Raw genomic sequence first — 16,247 nt, 5'->3', positions numbered from 1 at the left:
TAGTTTTTACATTTGGTTAACTACAAAAATAGTTACCATGCCTGTCAAAGAACTTACCAAAGCAGAAGAAACTGTAATGCAATTATTATGGCAATTAAATGAGGCTATGGTAAAAGATATCATCGAACTGATGCCTGAACCTAAGCCGGCTTATAACACGGTATCAACCGTTGTGCGGGTTTTGGAAAGCAAAGGCTTTGTCGGCCACAAAGCATACAGCAATGTGCATATGTATTTCCCACTAGTAAGCGAATCGGAGTATAAGAAATTCACATTCGACAAGATGATGAGCGGCTATTTCAGCAACTCGTACAAAAGTTTGGTATCGTTTATTGCAGACGAGAAGAAACTGGATTTACGCCAACTGGATGAATTAACCCAACTGATAGCAGATCTTAAACGCAAAAAGAAATGAACGTGCTGTATTATCTTGCAGAAGCTAATTTATACGTTGGCGTATTTTATTTGGCCTACTGCTTATTTTTAAATCGGAACACGCACTACCAGCTAAGCCGGGTCTACCTGATATTTAGTTGCGTAGTTGCTTTTATACTGCCGCTTGTGCAGGTAAGCGCGTTAAGGTCGGTTAAACCTGTTGAATCAGAGAGTACGTTAAGCCCGGTTAAGTTTGCGGCTCCTGCAATTACAGCTACCGAAGCCATACCTCCTGTTATCTCCCCGGCGGTAACGGTTGCCAAACAGTACCACTATCAGGCTCCTACTCTGGCCTCGCCAGCAGCTCCGGCAGTGCTCGCACGGCATCTTAGCTGGCAGGAAGGTTTATTATATGCCTACCTTGTTGGCGCAGCCGTTTTATTTTTTATGCTTTTTATTAAACTTTATACATTGTTCAAAATGTTCAATAATAAGCAAACAGTTAATGAAGGCAAATACCGCATAGTCTATTTGAACGGACCAGATGTGGCATTTTCATTTTTCAACTATCTTTTCATAAGCACCGATATACATGGAGCCAACACCATCATCAGGCATGAGCTGGTACATATCAGGCAAAAACATTCGATCGATATTATATTGCTTGAATTGCTGAAGATTGTTAACTGGTTTAACCCCTTTGTCTACCTTTTACAAAACAGCTTAAAAACCATACATGAATATATTGCAGATGAGCAAACCGCAGCTTACGAAAGCGATACATTAACATACGCTTCGTTTTTGTTAGACAGTGCTTATGGCGCAGGGGGTACGTCAATTGCAAATTCATTTTTCAATTATAACTTGCTAAAAAAGAGAATTATCATGCTAAATCAGCAACGTTCGGGTAATTTGGCAAGGCTGAGGTACCTTGTGGCTGTTCCAATCTGCGCTGCGTTATTATGCACTTCTACCCTTTTATTCAGTAAAAATTATGGTTGGGTTGATCTTGCCCCTGCAGGCGTAAAATCACCTGGCAAATATGCTATGCTAAATGCCAGGTTTACAGCAAGACCGAAACTTTTAAAAATTACAGAAAATGGAGTAAGTACCATCACTAATCAGCTTTCCGTTGATCAGCAAAACAAAAAAGTCGCTTATACGGCTGCAACAATTACCAGGGCCGATAGCTTGTCATTACTCAAAAACCACAACATCAAGGTTGAAGTAGTTGCGGACAGCGCAAAATTTACTACCAGGGATGGGCGACCAATATTGCCTGTTGTAAATGTTGACGGTTATTACCTTATGGATCATTTTTTACGCAACAATATCCATTATACTTCGGCCAAAGACGAAAAAGGCGGCCTGGTAGAAGTAGGCTTCGCGCTGGACAAGGATCGCCGCATAACCAACGCGAGGGTTGTTAAAAGCGGGGGCGCCAAACTGGATGCGCTGGCGCTAAACGGGTTTAACGCCTATAAAGGTATAGTTAATGACGACCCTGGTAAAAATTTAAAAATAGGCGTATATTTTTTTACTGGTGATTATTCGATATTTAAAACCGATTCGCTCGGCAACGATCCTGAATTTGGAGGAGAATTGATTATAACCAATTACAAATATTCAGCGACACGTACCATCAAAGGATATGAGTATGACGAGAGTAACGTTGGCTTCCCCGGCGACAATGGTAACACAGCGTCTGCTAAAGTTGTAATTTATGAAAAAAATGGCGAGGGCATCTGGTATTTTCAAAACAAATGCACCCCGGCCGATTTAAAAATGCTGAAGGATAAATACGGCTATACCTTTCCGTCTGCTGCGTCGATGACTATCCAATTTTTTCATCCCAATGACAGACATAGCCGTTTAGCCTATATTTTTGATGCGGTATCCTACCTGGATGCGCCGTATGCCAACCAATTTTATAACTATATGCTCGACAGCGTAAAATATCCCGAAAAAGCCAAAAAGGCGCTTACTGGGGGCGTTGTGGTATTGAACTTTAACCTCGATAACGACGGGATGATAGGCAATGTTAGTGTGGAAAAAAGCGCCGGCAACGGCTTTGACGAAGCAGCTGTTAGGGCTTTGCAATCGTACAAGTTTGCTATTAAGGATAGCCCAGGCAAACATATTATTGCGGTATCATTTTGTGTTGCCGAAAACAAATATCGCCCGGTTGTAGGCGAAGCTATCAAAAAGGATGGCTATGTAGGTGAACTGGCTATCAGCGATATTAAGTCAATGTTTAAAATGGGAACAGCTAAATATTATCCTGCTGGAACAGTTATACAAAAGGTGGGACATTAAAAAAGCGGCATAGTTCTTAATTTTCATGCTTTCGGTGATAGCATTGAAATGAAAAAGCCTCAAGTCGAAAAGATTTGAGGCTTCATTGTATCCTTTATTAATTTTACGCAATCTCTTTTCTTCTCTCCTCGATGGACGTCACTCCTAACCAATAGATCAGTTAAGATATATTGCGCCCCCCTTCATCACAAAAACTACATTTTTCATGGTGCTAATGTCACTCAGCGGGTCGCCGTCTACGGCTATGATGTCTGCAAGTTTTCCCTTACTGATGCTGCCCAACTCATTTTCCTTCCCCAACAGAATTGCAGCGTTTGAGGTCGCCGATTTAATTGCTTCCATGGGTGGCATCCCTGCTTCCACCATATAACCAAACTCCAGGTAATTTTTCCCGTGATCAAATGCCCCGGCATCCGTTCCGAAAGCTATCTTAATGCCCGCCTTGTATGCTTTTGCAAACGTTTTCTGGATCTGGTCACCAAATGCTATGGCTTTGCCGGCAATAACCGGCGGATAGTATCCTTTTTTTGCTGAATCAGCAACAGCTTTACCCGCAATAATTGTAGGCACATACCATGTACCATATTGCTTCATTAGTTTTATATCTTCATCATCCATATAGGTACCGTGTTCAATTGAAGTAACACCACCCAAAATTGCCCGCCTGATACCTTCTGCTCCGTGGGCATGGCAGGCTACTTTTAAACCATAGTCATTTGCCGTTTCAACCACCGCCTTAATTTCATCCACCGTAAACTTTGCTTTTTTGTTATTATCTCCCAACTCAAAAACGCCGCCGGTTGATGCAATTTTGATGACATCGGCGCCCGCCTTTATTTGCAGCCGTACGGCTTTTACCAATTCATCTCTCCCGTCTGCAACACCGTCGTTAGGCCCGGAACGTTGAAAAACGTCATCCCGGAAACCGTTTGACGGGTCACTTGCACCTCCGCTTGATGAAATGATCTTCCCCGCTGCAAAAATCCGCGGACCGTCAACCCATCCGTTTTCAACCGCTTTTTTAAGGCTGATATCTATCCCGCCGCCTCCTAAATCTCTTACGGTTGTAAAACCGGCCAGCAAAGTTCTTTTTGCAAAATTTACCGACCGGTATGCTATATCAGCATCTGTTAGTGTAAAAACTTCAAGCAATGTATTGGTACTCAAAATGGCTTCAAGGTGTACGTGGCAGTCTATAAGTCCGGGCAAAACCGTTTTCGATTTCAAATCAATTATTTTAACGGTATTGCCTGCATCAGCATAACCATTAATGATATTTTTGATCCGGCCGCTGTCAACAACAATTGTAACTTGCTTTTGCACAGTATTCGAAATACCGTCAATAAGCTTACCGCAGTATATATAGGTTTTTTGCGCGTGTACACTTTGTGCAAAGCATATTAAAGCCAATACAAAGAGCTTTTTCATTTCCTTTTAATTTGTTTTAAATTATCAATTCAAAGGAAGGTTTTCAACCGTTACGTCCCAATGTGCCAGTACAATTTCCCAACGGCGCTGTTCCTCCTTCTTATATGTTTCCTGGTCGGGGAACAATTGTAGCTTATATGGGTCAACAATGCTGTAATCAAAAGCCAGTTTCGCAGTTTTAAAAACAACGCTTACTTTTAAGTCCCAACGGCTCTCTTCGCTGCTATGAAGCCTGGGGGTTTCCGCTTCAATGCTAATCACATCTCCTTTTTCCAACAGCTTTTTCAATAAAGGGTAATGGTTCTTTTTCCATAAGGCGATAAACTCATCTGCGTACCCCCATTTTATTTTATAATAATCCTCGATCTTAAAATAATCAGCAGTACCGGCTTTTTGTGCCGAAGACGGGTTACTGATAGTCAATAAAAGCAGGGTTGCCAACACACTGGCAAATAGCTTGATTGCGGTTTTACTTCTTTTTTTCATTTTTTGATATTTATGCTTTAGTTTTTATCCCAGAATAATTTGGTGGCTATATTATCTCCGCCTATAGCTGTAGCTGCCTGGCTGTAATTAGCCTGGTTAACGTTCTGCTCGGTTATTGGATAGGTAAACCTGTTAAGGTATGATGTTTGGTTCGGCGGCAGGGGCAAAACAAGTCCGAGTCTCCTGATCTCTGTCCAGGCCTCATATCCCCTGTTGTAAAGGGCTATGTATTTTTGAGAACCTATTTTTAATTTATAGGAACCACCGGCTGCTGTATAAGCTACCTTAGGGTTGAGCAGGTAAGTATTGATATCATTGGAGCTGCCGCCCCAATAACTTATTGAAGCCGTAATGGCGTTGTTATAGTGTTGTTGGGCTGTACCGTTAACTGTAAAACCTCTTTCAACTGCTTCTGCCAGGTCAAATTCTACTTCCGAATAATCGGCCAGCACTGATGGAAGATCCGGAGCCGCAATAGTGTTACTAAAGGTGGAGTATTTGTTATACGTATTCACCTTTCCAATTACACCGCCCTTGTAAACCAATATATCATTAGGAGCAGGATTTGCATTGGTATCTATAGCGGTATAATAAGCTGGCCTGCGCGGGTCATTTAAACTATTTAATAAATCCACCAGCGTAGCCCCTGCAACATAGTCTATCAGATGGCCCTGTACCTGGTCAACCCATAGCGGGTTGGTATTAGGTGTTGTGGTGAGGTACTTAAAGCTAACATTATCAGCATTAGATTGTAGCGCATTTGGGGCGGCAGCTTCCACGGCAATTTTTGCCTTCGCCGGTTCAGCATCTGCCAGCGTTATCCCAAGCTTTAATTTAATTGTATTGCCAAATTTTTTCCACGAACTGATTTCATTCACCCCGTTGAAAAGCAGGTCGGCGGTATTAAAACCGTTAGCTGAAGTATTCAGCTTTAACAAGGCATCATCCAGGCGGCTTAGCAGGCTGTCATAAACCTGGCTCGCATCGTCATATTTTGGTGTTGTGTTGGTGTAATCTATCGCCTGTGTGTAAGGTATATTTCCAAAGGTATTCACCAATACTGAATAGGCATACACCTCCAATATATTGATCTGCGCCAGTTGGTTGTTTTTTTGTGCTGTTGATAAGCTGGCATCTGCTAAAGTAAGCTTGTTTGCTTCGTATAAGTTACGGAGAACGTTAATGTAAATAGCATTCCAGAAACCATCCGGCACATTACGCAATTTAAGGTCGTAATCACTTTCGGATATAGCAGTAGTTTGCGTCCATTGCTGAGCGGTGAGCCTGAATATATTTACATTATAGGCGCTGGTTGCCAGCACATCTGCCAATTGCTTTTCAGCATAAGAAAATAAAGTGGCGGCGGGCACTACCGTGGCACTCTTGGTATCATTATTCAGGTATTCGTTTTTCTTTACACAGCCACTCAGTACTATTGTGGCCAGCAGCGTAATTATCGTCTTTTTCATCAGTTTAGAAGCTAAATTTTAAGTTAAAACCATATCGGCGTACATTAGGGTACGAGCCAAGCTGAACGCCCTGGTAAGCGCTGCCTGCGCCAAGCCCGTCTTCCGGATCAGCGTATGGAATATTTTTATGAATGATCCATAGATTGCGGCCGGTAAGCGAAATGTCTATAGCCTTTACTGCACCTATTTTTTGCACAAAAGAGGCTGGCACGCTGTAGGTTAATGCAGCCTCCCGCAATTTGATATAGGATGCATCATAGACAAAGGCTTTATTCGGTGCTGTTTGGTAACCATAGGCCGACTGGTTTTGCGAAGCGTCTATCCTGGTTGTATTTGGTGTTCCATCGGCATGTACCCCCGGCAGAATAACTCCGCCGCCCTGTGCAAGTGCATTTCTTTTAGGGTTCCCGAGGTCGTTTAAACCTGCAGTTTCAGGATACAGGCCGGTCCAAAGGCCAAAAACCATATCCACATCATAAATACTTCCGCCGTGGCTAAAGTCAATCAAAAAACTAAGCGTAAAATTCTTATACCTGAAGGCATTAAAAACCCCACCTGTCCAATCCGGGTTTGAATTGCCAATTACGTTGTTGGAGTTTGAAGTGAATAGGTAACGACCATTTGCATCAACTTCCTTCTGCCCGTTATTGTATATAAAATCTGTTCCTCTTAAAGTTCCATAAGCTTCCCCCACTGTAACATTGGTAGTTACACCGCCTTTATATGCTGCCAACTGGTAATTATTTACATCATTATAAAGTGATAAAACCTTATTTGTATTTTTTGCAAAGTTTACGTTGATATTCCATGAAAAATCGTTGGTTTTAAATGGGGTGCCATTAAGTGAAACTTCAACCCCTTTATTTTGAACATTCCCTGAATTAACATATAATCCGCTATAGCCCGTAACAGTCGACACCGACACCGGCAAAATCTGGTTGATGGTATTATTTTTATAATAAGTAAAATCAAAGCCCAGGCGATTTTTAAGGAATGACGCTTCCAGGCCAGCTTCAAAGCTCTTCGTTCTCTCGGGCTTCAGGTCGGCATTGTTCCTTACGGTTGATACATAATAAAGTGCTTCTGATCCAAAATTGGCCGCTTTGTCATACACCTCATTGATGCGTCGTGAAGGTGCATCATTACCAACCTCGGCATAATTAAGTTTCACTTTTCCGCTGGAAAGCCAATCATAATTTTTCAGCAGGTTCGAAAAAACAAAACTGCCGGCAACAGATGGATAATAATAGGTATTGTTTTTGTCAGGCAATGTAGTCGACTGATCCCTTCTTAATGTTCCATCGAGAAAAAACAGATCTTTATAGCCTAAGGTAACACCGCCAAAAATACCGGTTACCACCTTTTGGTCTACTACTTCAACAGGATAATCTATTGGGTTTACTGAATTGCTTAAAGAAAACAGTCCCGGTACAACCAGCCCTCCGTTGGTTGCAGCACTTATTGAATTGATATTCTGGCGCCTTGCATTTAAGCCTAAAACGCCTTTAAAGTTGATATCATTTGTAATTGCTTTATTGAAATTCAGTAAAAAATCGAAGTTGTTTTCTTTGTAGGTACGGTTCAGGCGGTAATATGACGAGGGTGTAACCACACTACCTACATTTATCCTTTGTTCCTGAAACTCATTGTAATAATCTTCCGAGGCCCTGCCAAGTATATCAAGCCAGCTGAATAATTTGTAATCAAGGCTAACATTTCCAAAGTAGCGATCCCTGCTGTCGGTCTCATAATTTTGATACTGAACAAAGTAGGGGTTATCCCAATAGGCGGAGCTAAGGTCATTAGGGCTTTTTACATTCCAGTTATCATTGCTTCGGGTCCTGAAATAGGCATCCTTTAAATCCTGTACATCCACATTTACCTGCCAGAATTCGCGAAAGTTTTGAAGAATATTCATTGGTTCGCCGTTTTGGCCCCCAAAACCGGTGCCCCCTCTTCCCTTGCCTGCCGTTTGGGTATAATTCACACTGGCCTGGGCGGTCAGCTTATCCGAAAGTTTGTATGATCCGCCAAAATTGAACAGGTTTTTAACGATGCTGCTATTTGGCAGAATCCCGTGATCGTCAGACCTGGTATACCCCAATTTGTAGTTCCCCTTATCGGTACCGCCATCAATAAATAAGCTATTATTTAATGTATACGGCTGATTAAAAAAGGTTGATGGGTCATTTTTTGCGGCCACCCATGGGCTTTGCTTATGATAGTTGGCCGATGTCGGATCCAGAGACCGCCAGTCGTAAACCAATAAGCTGGGGTCAAATTTCTGCCCGTACGAAGCATCGTCATAGGTGGGTACAACCAATTGTTTAACCCCGTTACCTAGTATATCGGTATAATCAAAGTGACTCCCCGGCGTATTAGGATCATAATAAGGGCCGTATCCGGCACCGTAGTCCTTTTGGTATTTGGCAAAGGTGCTTTTATCAACCGAACCAAATTGTACACCAGTGTTTAACGTTACATTGAGGCCTTTTGACCCTTTTTTTGTGGTGATGATAATCGCACCGTTAGCAGCGCGTGATCCATATAGCGCTGTTGAAGCTGCGCCTTTTAAAACAGTGACATTAGCAATATCGTCAGGGTTAACATCTGCACCGGGACTGCCATAATCATAGCCACCCTTGCCATTACGCTGATTTTGTGTTACATTACTTGTACCCCCAAGTTCCAGGTCGCTTGAATTATCGATAGGTACGCCATCAACCACAAAAAGAGGCTGGTTACTGCCCGACAATGATTTAGGCCCCCTCAACACAATATTGGTTGAACCGCCGATGTCATTAGCCTGCTTAATTTGCGCACCGGCTATTTTTCCGGATAATTCACTAAGCACATTGGTGGTACGGTTACTGCTCACTTCCGTTCCGCTAAGTGTTTGGGCAGAGTAGGGCAATTCGTTTTTGTTGCGCGAAAGACCCAGTGCAACAACTACAACTTCACCAAGCTGCTTATCATTGCGGATTAATATCACATTTATTACCGATTGATTTACTGCTACTTCCTGGCCAGTGTAGCCAACAAACGAAAAAATGAGCACTTCACCGTCCGCAGCTTTAATAGCGTAATCACCCTTTCCATCGGTTATTGTCCCCCTTGATGTATTCTTGATTTTTATACTAACACCAGGTAAGCCACCTTGTTGGTCGCTTACAGTGCCGCGTATAACTTGCTGTTGCGCAAGTGTTATAAGCGGGCTTAAAAAAATAAACAGCGCAAGCCATTTAGCATGTAATGGTTTCATCATAAAATATTTTAATTTTTTAATAATTTTTTCGCGCAGGAATAGCACGGAGAAACCCAAACGGGTTTAACCCATGAAATTTTCAGGCAAAATTTTGTCAATTATCCTTTTAACCCGGGGTCGGGTTTAAAATGGTGTTTAGCTAAACAGAAGGTTTAGCAGCAACAACAAAGAATGCCGTCAGTAGAATGCGTAGCGATAGAAAGGGACGTTGATTTTTTGAGGGGTTTGTGTGTTTTCATCGTGTGTTTAAATTAATACAGTGCCTGGCAGAACCACCTGCCATTTGAAAAGCAAAAGTAAACTTAAATTCTACTAATTCTATGGATATTATATACTTTATTTCATTAATATGTCATTTTATGTATTTTAAAGCTATTAATATTGTTCGAAGATGATGGCCCGAGCCATGACCACTTGATTAATAATCAAAATTGGATTCATTTAAAACGTTGACAACGAAGTAAGATGTCCGATCTGTGGCTTTCTCTTATGGTGAGTGGAGGGCAAATAAACATTCGTTATTTCTCGATTATTCCACTGTTACAAAACAGTCAGTGAAATGGCTGCAAACTCGCTACTTTATCTTTTGGCGATGATTTAATCCCCATTCAACCAAAGTTTCAGTAACCGGGAAAACACTTAAACCGTACTCTGTAATTGCATATTTCACCGTTACCGGTCGGGTATCCAATACCTTCCTGGTAACAAGCAGATTGGTTTCCAACTCCTGCAATTCCTTTGAAAGCATTTTCGCGGATATGCCGTCGACTTCCCGCTGGATCTTTTTAAAAGTATTGGTTTCAGATATATGATTATTCAGGTGACGCATGATCCTAAGTTTCCATTTACCTCCCAATATTTCCACGCTATCCCTGATAGCGGTTAATTCCTGTTCGCAAGTAGCGTCTGCTCTCTTTTCGTTTTCCATGATTTGATAAGATAGTTAACACCAGGTAACCGGTAACCTTTAGTTAACTGATAATAAAAGTAAACTATTGACATATAACTTTGAGAAATAAATTAAAGACTGACATAATTAAAGCAAATGAAAAAGTTAAAATATTTTGTTTTGGACGTTTTTACTGACGAAAGATACAAGGGCAATCAACTGTCTGTTGTTTACACAGATGACGAACTCGACATAAATCAATACCATGATATTTCACGGGAATTTGGCTATTCGGAAACGTCATTTATAAAATATTCACCAAGAGAAAATACCTTAAAGGTACGTTCCTTTACTACTGCAAAGTTCGAGGTAATTGGCGCGGGCCATAACCTGTTGGGCGCGGTATGTTTGGCGTTGGAAAAAAAATGGGACATTTTTAAAAATCAGGATGGGCAACCCTCGGTAATGATCGGAGATGCTAAAATTCCTTTGAAGATTGATGAACAAAACGGCCACACCTATGTGGGCATGAAGCAACGTTCTGCAAAAATCATCAAACAGGCGCCTGCCGATATTATTGCTGAAGCCGTCGGATTAAGTATAAATGATCTTGATTTAGATCTATGGAAGATTAACATTGTTGAAACAGAAGTTGCCCATTTGATGGTTCCGGTAAAAAACTTGGAGTCGTTGCAAAAAGCTGTTTCCAATAAATCCTTATTAAAAAAAGCGTCTGAAAAATTCGGCTTCGAAGGCTGTTATTTGTTCACCACAATCGGTCCAAATGCACAATACCTTGCTGAAACCAGGTTTTTCAATCCCAGTATCGGAATTGATGAAGATCCGGCAACCGGTACTGCAGCCGGGCCCCTGGCTGGTTATCTTGAACAATCAGGTTATATCGATAAGGACAAGGATTTTCAGATCCTGCAGGGAAAATACATAAATCAGCCTTCTATAATTCATGTTAAGGTTGTTGATGACGGGATTTGGGTAAGCGGGACTTCTGCAATTGTGATGGAGGGTGAGCTCTATTTATAATTGATTTCAGGCTGTTCATTATCGATTTTATTTAATTTTATTCATTTGTATATTATTTCTATAGAATTAATATACTATAATTGTAAACACGAATTAAATAAATACAATTTCCGATCATCAAAATGGCAGATCCAAAATCAAAACAAACAGCCTTAGGCGACGCAGCCGCACGGCAATTGGCCATCGCTACGCGTACGGTCCCTCAATTATCAAGAATTACTCCCCGCTGGCTTCCGCAGTTGTTAAACTGGGTTCCGGTTGAATCCGGCGTTTACCGGTTAAATAAGGTTAAGGACGCGGAAAATGTAGAAGTGGATTGCTCTTCGCGGGATGAACGGGAGCTTCCATCTACCTTCGTCGACTACGTGGAGAATCCGCGGGAGTACAACCTGAGCGCTGTTAATACAGTACTGGATGTACATACCCGTGTATCTGATCTTTATAGTAAACCCTATAACCAGATCAGCGAACAGCTTCGCCTTACTATTGAAATTATCAAAGAGCGTCAGGAAAGCGAATTGATCAACAACGAAGAATATGGTTTGCTGCATAGCGTTGTTGCCAGTCAAAAGATAAAAACAAGGCTCGGCCCTCCTACCCCGGATGATTTAGATGAACTGATCACAAAAGTTTGGAAGGAGCCCGGATTTTTCCTGCTTCATCCTTTAGCGATTGCAGCGTTCGGCCGCGAATGTACCCGCAGGGGCGTACCGCCGCCAACAGTATCGCTGTTTGGCTCACAGTTTATCACCTGGAGAGGGATCCCGCTTATTCCATCTGACAAATTGCCTATTGAAAATAACAAGTCTAAAATCATCCTGCTGAGAACTGGCGAGAGCCGCCAGGGCGTTGTCGGGTTGTTCCAGCCAGGCTTGCCGGGTGAGCAATCTCCGGGTTTATCGGTTCGCTTTATGGGGATCAATAACAAGGCTATAGCCTCATACCTGGTTTCGCTTTACTGCTCATTGGCCGTATTAGTTGATGATGCAATTGCTGTTTTGGAAGATGTGGATTTAGGTAATTACCATGAGTACAAATACTAAGCCGGAAGGCCTTTTAGATATTAGGGAGCTTGAAAAGCTGGCTAACCAGTTTTTCAAATCATCACCGGGGGAAGCACCGGTAACCCCGGTTGTATCCCAGGCGCCATTGAATGATTATCATCCTTCAATTGAACAACTGGATACTATACCCGGCGGTAATGGATTGCCGCTAAATTTATATGGCAGTGCTCCGCAATCAACGCCGGTCTCGGGTGTTGGCGCTTCTCCTTCTGCAATTACGCAGGGGAATGTGATAGATTTAAAAGACCCCCAGACCAGCTTTGACGATCCGGCATTAAACACTGGCAGGCCATCATCTAAGGAAAACGTAACTGGTTTTAGTCTTTCCGGCACAGAACTGCTTTCGGATAATTTTACACAGGCACCCTACCAGCAAGAGCAATCGTTTGAAAAAGATTTACAGGCAGCGCTAAATCAAATCATAGCGTTTCCGCATATCCCGCAAATTCCTTTTAAACCGGATGCGCAGGTGCCGGAACCGTCATACTATTTTCTCAAGAACGTACCCGCAGTATTTTCGGCTGAACGGCCTAAAGGGGCAAGCGGAATAATAACAGCTCCCTTTAATGTAAACATCATCAGGCGAGACTTTCCAATACTTGGCGAAACCGTAAACGGCAAACCTTTGGTCTGGCTTGACAATGCCGCTACTACACAAAAGCCCAAACAAGTAATCGACAGGATTAGCTACTTTTATGAGCATGAGAATTCAAACATTCACCGTGCGGCGCACGAGTTGGCGGCAAGGGCGACAGATGCTTATGAGGGTGCCCGTAAAAAAGTCCAGCAGTTCCTGAATGCAGCTTCACCTAACGAAATTATTTTTGTACGTGGCGCTACAGAAGGCATCAATCTGGTGGCTAAGAGCTGGGGTGAGCAAAACCTACAGGCCGGAGACGAAATTATTGTCAGTCACCTGGAGCATCATGCAAACATAGTCCCCTGGCAGCAGCTTGCCGCTAAGAAAAATCTGAAAATAAAAGTGATCCCGGTTGATGACGATGGACAGCTGATCGTTGATGAGTATATTAAACTGCTTGGCCCTAAAACAAAGCTGGTGGCATTCACCCAGGTATCAAACGCACTGGGTACGGTTACGCCGGCAGCACAAATTGTAAAGCTGGGACATTTAGCCGGGGCAAAAGTATTGGTGGATGGCGCACAATCTGTTTCACATATGCCGGTGGATGTACAGGCGCTTGATGCGGATTGGTTTGTATTTTCAGGTCATAAGGTTTTTGCGCCGACGGGTATTGGCGCATTATACGGCAAGGAAGACTTGCTAAATGAAACCCAACCATGGCAGGGCGGCGGCAATATGATACAGGACGTGACCTTCGAGGAAACAAAATATCACAATGCCCCGGGTAGGTTTGAGGCCGGTACCGGGAACATTGCAGATGCAGTTGGCTTAGGTGCCGCAATTGATTATGTAACCCGCATAGGTATGCAGGCCATATCCCAATATGAGCATTACCTGCTGGTTTACGCTACGGAGCTTTTAAAAGAAGTTAAAGGTTTGCGGCTGATCGGAACGGCGCCGGATAAAGCAAGCGTATTGTCATTTGTACTTGACGGTTACAAAACAGAAGAAGTTGGAGCCGAATTGAATAAACAGGGCATTGCCGTCCGTTCGGGGCATCATTGTGCGCAACCTATCTTACGCCGCTTCGGGTTGGAAAGTACGGTTAGACCATCGCTGGCATTTTATAATACCTGTGCAGAGGTTGATTTATTGGTTGACACACTTCATCGCCTGAAAAGATAATGGAAGCTAACCGGATTAACACATTTATAGAACACCTTTACCAGGTTCATAAGGCGGAATGGGAAGCAACTCCTTCCTTCAGACAGGCTGTGGATTGGCTGTCAGACCTGTATGAATTCCTATTTCCGAATAACCGGTTAAACAGGCAATCGATTTATGAAGGGCAGCTAAAGAAGAACCAGATTGACCTGGAGAATATTTTGCTAAGCTATCTGGATCCGGCTGACATCAATATCGACGAGGTGATCTATAAATTTTACGCATCACTTGAAGAAATTTATCAAAGCCTACGACTGGATGCAACAAAAACCTTTGAGGACGACCCTGCGGCAGGCAGTATCCACGAAGTAATAGTTTCTTACCCCGGCTTTTATGCGGTTGCCGTTTACCGGATCGCCAACAGACTTTCGCAGTTAGGTGTGCCTATCCTGCCGCGCATTCTTAGTGAGCATGCACATGGTAAAACAGGCGTAGATATTCACCCAAGTGCCCAAATAGGCGTGCCGGTCTTTTTCGATCATGGTACAGGCATCGTTATTGGTGCCACCAGTATCATCGGCAAAAATGTATCCATTTACCAGGGTGTAACTTTAGGGGCATCACAAGTAAGTAAGATCCTTTCTGACGTAAAACGCCATCCAACGGTAGAGGACAATGTAATTATTTATGCACGCAGTACCATTTTGGGAGGAAGAACGGTTATAGGCCACGACAGCATAATAGGCGGAAGTGTATTCTTAACGAAAAGCGTCGCACCATATTCCAGTGTGTTTAATACGCACCAGTTGCGCATTGAGGTAAAAGAAGATCAAATCAGTGAATCAAGTGGCTAACCACCGGTCCTAAAAGCTGGAATTGGTGACGAAGATACTCTCCTATCGCCGATAAAATTGTTTTTCTATTTAATATATACTTAATCCATAGATTTTATATACATTTGTTCCGAGTAATTGATTATTAGTTTTTAAACTTAACAGGAATGGTGAAGGCAGCAGCCTTCGCTTCCTGCTAGGTTTAGGTTAAGTAGGTAATAACAAACAAATGAAAGTATACCTGGACAACGCAGCGAGCACACCGCTTGATAGAGAAGTTTACAACGCTATGACCCCCTATTTGCTTGATCAGTACGGCACCCCTTCTACACACCACGGTTACGGCCGGGATGCAAAAGCGGCGGTCGAAATCAGCAGAGTAGGAATCGCAAAGTTATTAAATGCATCACCCGAAGAGATTATTTTTACATCGGGCGCTACGGAGGCAGATAACATTGCTATTTTATCTGCTGTAAATTGTGCCCTCATTGACCATATTATTACAACGCCATTTGAGCACCAGGCTGTGCTTCAGAGCCTAAATGCCTTGCAAAGAAAACACGACATCAGGATCAGTTACATCAGGCATGACGAACGCGGGAATCTTGATCTTAATCACCTGGAGTACCTACTCAGAACAAACACGCGCAACTTCGTCTCCGTTATGCATGCTAATAACGAGATCGGGAACCTGAACGACATTGAAACAATAGGTCGCCTTTGTGAAAAATACAAAGCGCTTTTTCATACAGATGCAGCGCAAACTGTCGGCAAGTATACTCATGACCTCGCGAATTTAAACGTAAATTTCCTCGCGGCGTCGGCACATAAATTTCATGGACCAAAAGGAATCGGGTTTTTGTACTGCCGAAAAGGAACAAGGCACATCTCAGGCCTCAATGGACAGGGTACAGAAAATGTCCCCGGCATTGTTGGAATAAGCAAGGCGCTTGCTATTGCCTGTGAAGAAATGGAGGCACAGCATATAAAAATTCAGGGCCTGAAAAACAGGATGATCACACAGCTATCGGAGTTGCTACCCACTGTAACATTCAACGGAAATTCAGGCATCGCCGCAAAAAGTATTTCTTCAATATTAAATGTCAACTTGCCGCATACGAATATGAACAGAAGTTTTGCGCAGTATCTTGACGAACATCAGATAGCTGCTTCCGGTGGACAGGGCGCTCCATCCCATGTATTAAAAGCCTTGGGTATTGCAAACAATGCTGAAAGCATTCGCTTTTCCTTCAGCAAGTTCAATACCATTCAGGAAATAGATCATGTTGCAGAGGTTATTGCTTCAGTTTACCAGACAGTAGCTGCATAGCAGG

Annotated in this window: 12 protein-coding genes; 7 read left to right on the top strand and 5 right to left on the bottom strand. The window is 42.8% G+C overall.

Annotated elements, in window-relative coordinates; all coding sequences use genetic code 11:
- Positions 1-37: 37 nt before the first annotated feature.
- Together KXD93_RS18450 and KXD93_RS18445 are read left to right on the top strand one after the other, a co-directional pair.
- Entirely contained in the window at positions 38-415 is a 378-nt protein-coding gene (locus tag KXD93_RS18450; protein WP_258138822.1) for a BlaI/MecI/CopY family transcriptional regulator, read from the top strand.
- A complete protein-coding gene (locus KXD93_RS18445) occupies positions 412-2,691 on the top strand; it encodes a M56 family metallopeptidase (RefSeq protein WP_258138820.1) in 2,280 nt (759 codons plus the stop codon). The genes KXD93_RS18450 and KXD93_RS18445 overlap by 4 nt, the downstream gene beginning before the upstream one ends.
- 156 nt (positions 2,692-2,847) lie before the next feature.
- Here the strand turns inward: KXD93_RS18445 and KXD93_RS18440 are convergent, their stop codons facing one another.
- From KXD93_RS18440 to KXD93_RS18420, 5 genes are all read right to left on the bottom strand, one after another.
- Positions 2,848-4,119 carry a metal-dependent hydrolase family protein gene (locus KXD93_RS18440; RefSeq protein WP_258138819.1) on the bottom strand — a complete coding sequence of 424 codons (1,272 nt, stop codon included), beginning with the start codon at positions 4,117-4,119 and terminating at the stop codon, positions 2,848-2,850.
- A gap of 24 nt (positions 4,120-4,143) precedes the next feature.
- Positions 4,144-4,605: a hypothetical protein gene (locus KXD93_RS18435; protein ID WP_258138817.1), complete on the bottom strand. Its 462-nt coding sequence runs from the start codon at positions 4,603-4,605 to the stop codon at positions 4,144-4,146.
- Positions 4,606-4,622: 17 nt separating this feature from the next.
- Entirely contained in the window at positions 4,623-6,074 is a 1,452-nt protein-coding gene (locus KXD93_RS18430; protein WP_258138816.1) for a SusD/RagB family nutrient-binding outer membrane lipoprotein, read from the bottom strand.
- Between the two features lie 4 nt (positions 6,075-6,078).
- Positions 6,079-9,339: a SusC/RagA family TonB-linked outer membrane protein gene (locus tag KXD93_RS18425; RefSeq protein ID WP_258138815.1), complete on the bottom strand. Its 3,261-nt coding sequence runs from the start codon at positions 9,337-9,339 to the stop codon at positions 6,079-6,081.
- Between the two features lie 574 nt (positions 9,340-9,913).
- Positions 9,914-10,267, bottom strand: coding sequence for a winged helix-turn-helix transcriptional regulator (locus KXD93_RS18420; RefSeq protein ID WP_258138814.1), 354 nt, complete (start codon positions 10,265-10,267; stop codon positions 9,914-9,916).
- Between the two features lie 117 nt (positions 10,268-10,384).
- Between KXD93_RS18420 and KXD93_RS18415 the strand changes: the two genes are divergently transcribed.
- From KXD93_RS18415 to KXD93_RS18395, 5 genes are all read left to right on the top strand, one after another.
- Positions 10,385-11,269, top strand: a complete 885-nt coding sequence (locus KXD93_RS18415; RefSeq protein ID WP_258138812.1) for a PhzF family phenazine biosynthesis protein — start codon at positions 10,385-10,387, stop codon at positions 11,267-11,269.
- A 122-nt stretch (positions 11,270-11,391) separates the two neighbouring features.
- Positions 11,392-12,312, top strand: a complete 921-nt coding sequence (locus KXD93_RS18410) for a family 2A encapsulin nanocompartment shell protein (RefSeq protein WP_258138811.1) — start codon at positions 11,392-11,394, stop codon at positions 12,310-12,312.
- Positions 12,296-14,101 carry a family 2A encapsulin nanocompartment cargo protein cysteine desulfurase gene (locus tag KXD93_RS18405; RefSeq protein ID WP_258138809.1) on the top strand — a complete coding sequence of 602 codons (1,806 nt, stop codon included), beginning with the start codon at positions 12,296-12,298 and terminating at the stop codon, positions 14,099-14,101. The genes KXD93_RS18410 and KXD93_RS18405 overlap by 17 nt, the downstream gene beginning before the upstream one ends.
- Positions 14,101-14,934 (top strand): serine O-acetyltransferase, encoded by an 834-nt coding sequence (locus KXD93_RS18400; RefSeq protein WP_258138808.1) that lies wholly within the window; start codon positions 14,101-14,103, stop codon positions 14,932-14,934. Before KXD93_RS18405 ends, KXD93_RS18400 begins: the two co-directional genes overlap by 1 nt.
- A 208-nt stretch (positions 14,935-15,142) precedes the next feature.
- The gene (locus KXD93_RS18395) at positions 15,143-16,243 is read left to right on the top strand and encodes a cysteine desulfurase family protein (RefSeq protein WP_258138807.1); all 1,101 of its coding nucleotides are present in this window, start codon (positions 15,143-15,145) and stop codon (positions 16,241-16,243) included.
- Positions 16,244-16,247 lie beyond the last annotated feature (4 nt).

It is taken from the genome of Mucilaginibacter phenanthrenivorans (genome assembly GCF_024721155.1).
GTDB classification, from domain to species: Bacteria; Bacteroidota; Bacteroidia; order Sphingobacteriales; family Sphingobacteriaceae; genus Mucilaginibacter; species Mucilaginibacter phenanthrenivorans.
The sequence above is the reverse complement of the archived record's forward strand: the minus strand, read 5'-3'. Positions and strand labels throughout refer to the sequence as shown.

Excerpts from the sequence above, each read along its gene's own strand:
- KXD93_RS18395 (WP_258138807.1), top strand. The coding sequence starts at position 15,143 with ATGAAAGTATACCTGGACAACGCAGCGAGCACACCGCTTGATAGAGAA.
- KXD93_RS18410 (WP_258138811.1), top strand. The coding sequence starts at position 11,392 with ATGGCAGATCCAAAATCAAAACAAACAGCCTTAGGCGACGCAGCCGCA.
- KXD93_RS18425 (WP_258138815.1), bottom strand. The coding sequence starts at position 9,339 with ATGATGAAACCATTACATGCTAAATGGCTTGCGCTGTTTATTTTTTTA.
- KXD93_RS18440 (WP_258138819.1), bottom strand. The coding sequence starts at position 4,119 with ATGAAAAAGCTCTTTGTATTGGCTTTAATATGCTTTGCACAAAGTGTA.
- KXD93_RS18405 (WP_258138809.1), top strand. The coding sequence starts at position 12,296 with ATGAGTACAAATACTAAGCCGGAAGGCCTTTTAGATATTAGGGAGCTT.
- KXD93_RS18430 (WP_258138816.1), bottom strand. The coding sequence starts at position 6,074 with ATGAAAAAGACGATAATTACGCTGCTGGCCACAATAGTACTGAGTGGC.
- KXD93_RS18415 (WP_258138812.1), top strand. The coding sequence starts at position 10,385 with ATGAAAAAGTTAAAATATTTTGTTTTGGACGTTTTTACTGACGAAAGA.
- KXD93_RS18420 (WP_258138814.1), bottom strand. The coding sequence starts at position 10,267 with ATGGAAAACGAAAAGAGAGCAGACGCTACTTGCGAACAGGAATTAACC.
- KXD93_RS18435 (WP_258138817.1), bottom strand. The coding sequence starts at position 4,605 with ATGAAAAAAAGAAGTAAAACCGCAATCAAGCTATTTGCCAGTGTGTTG.
- KXD93_RS18445 (WP_258138820.1), top strand. The coding sequence starts at position 412 with ATGAACGTGCTGTATTATCTTGCAGAAGCTAATTTATACGTTGGCGTA.
- KXD93_RS18450 (WP_258138822.1), top strand. The coding sequence starts at position 38 with ATGCCTGTCAAAGAACTTACCAAAGCAGAAGAAACTGTAATGCAATTA.
- KXD93_RS18400 (WP_258138808.1), top strand. The coding sequence starts at position 14,101 with ATGGAAGCTAACCGGATTAACACATTTATAGAACACCTTTACCAGGTT.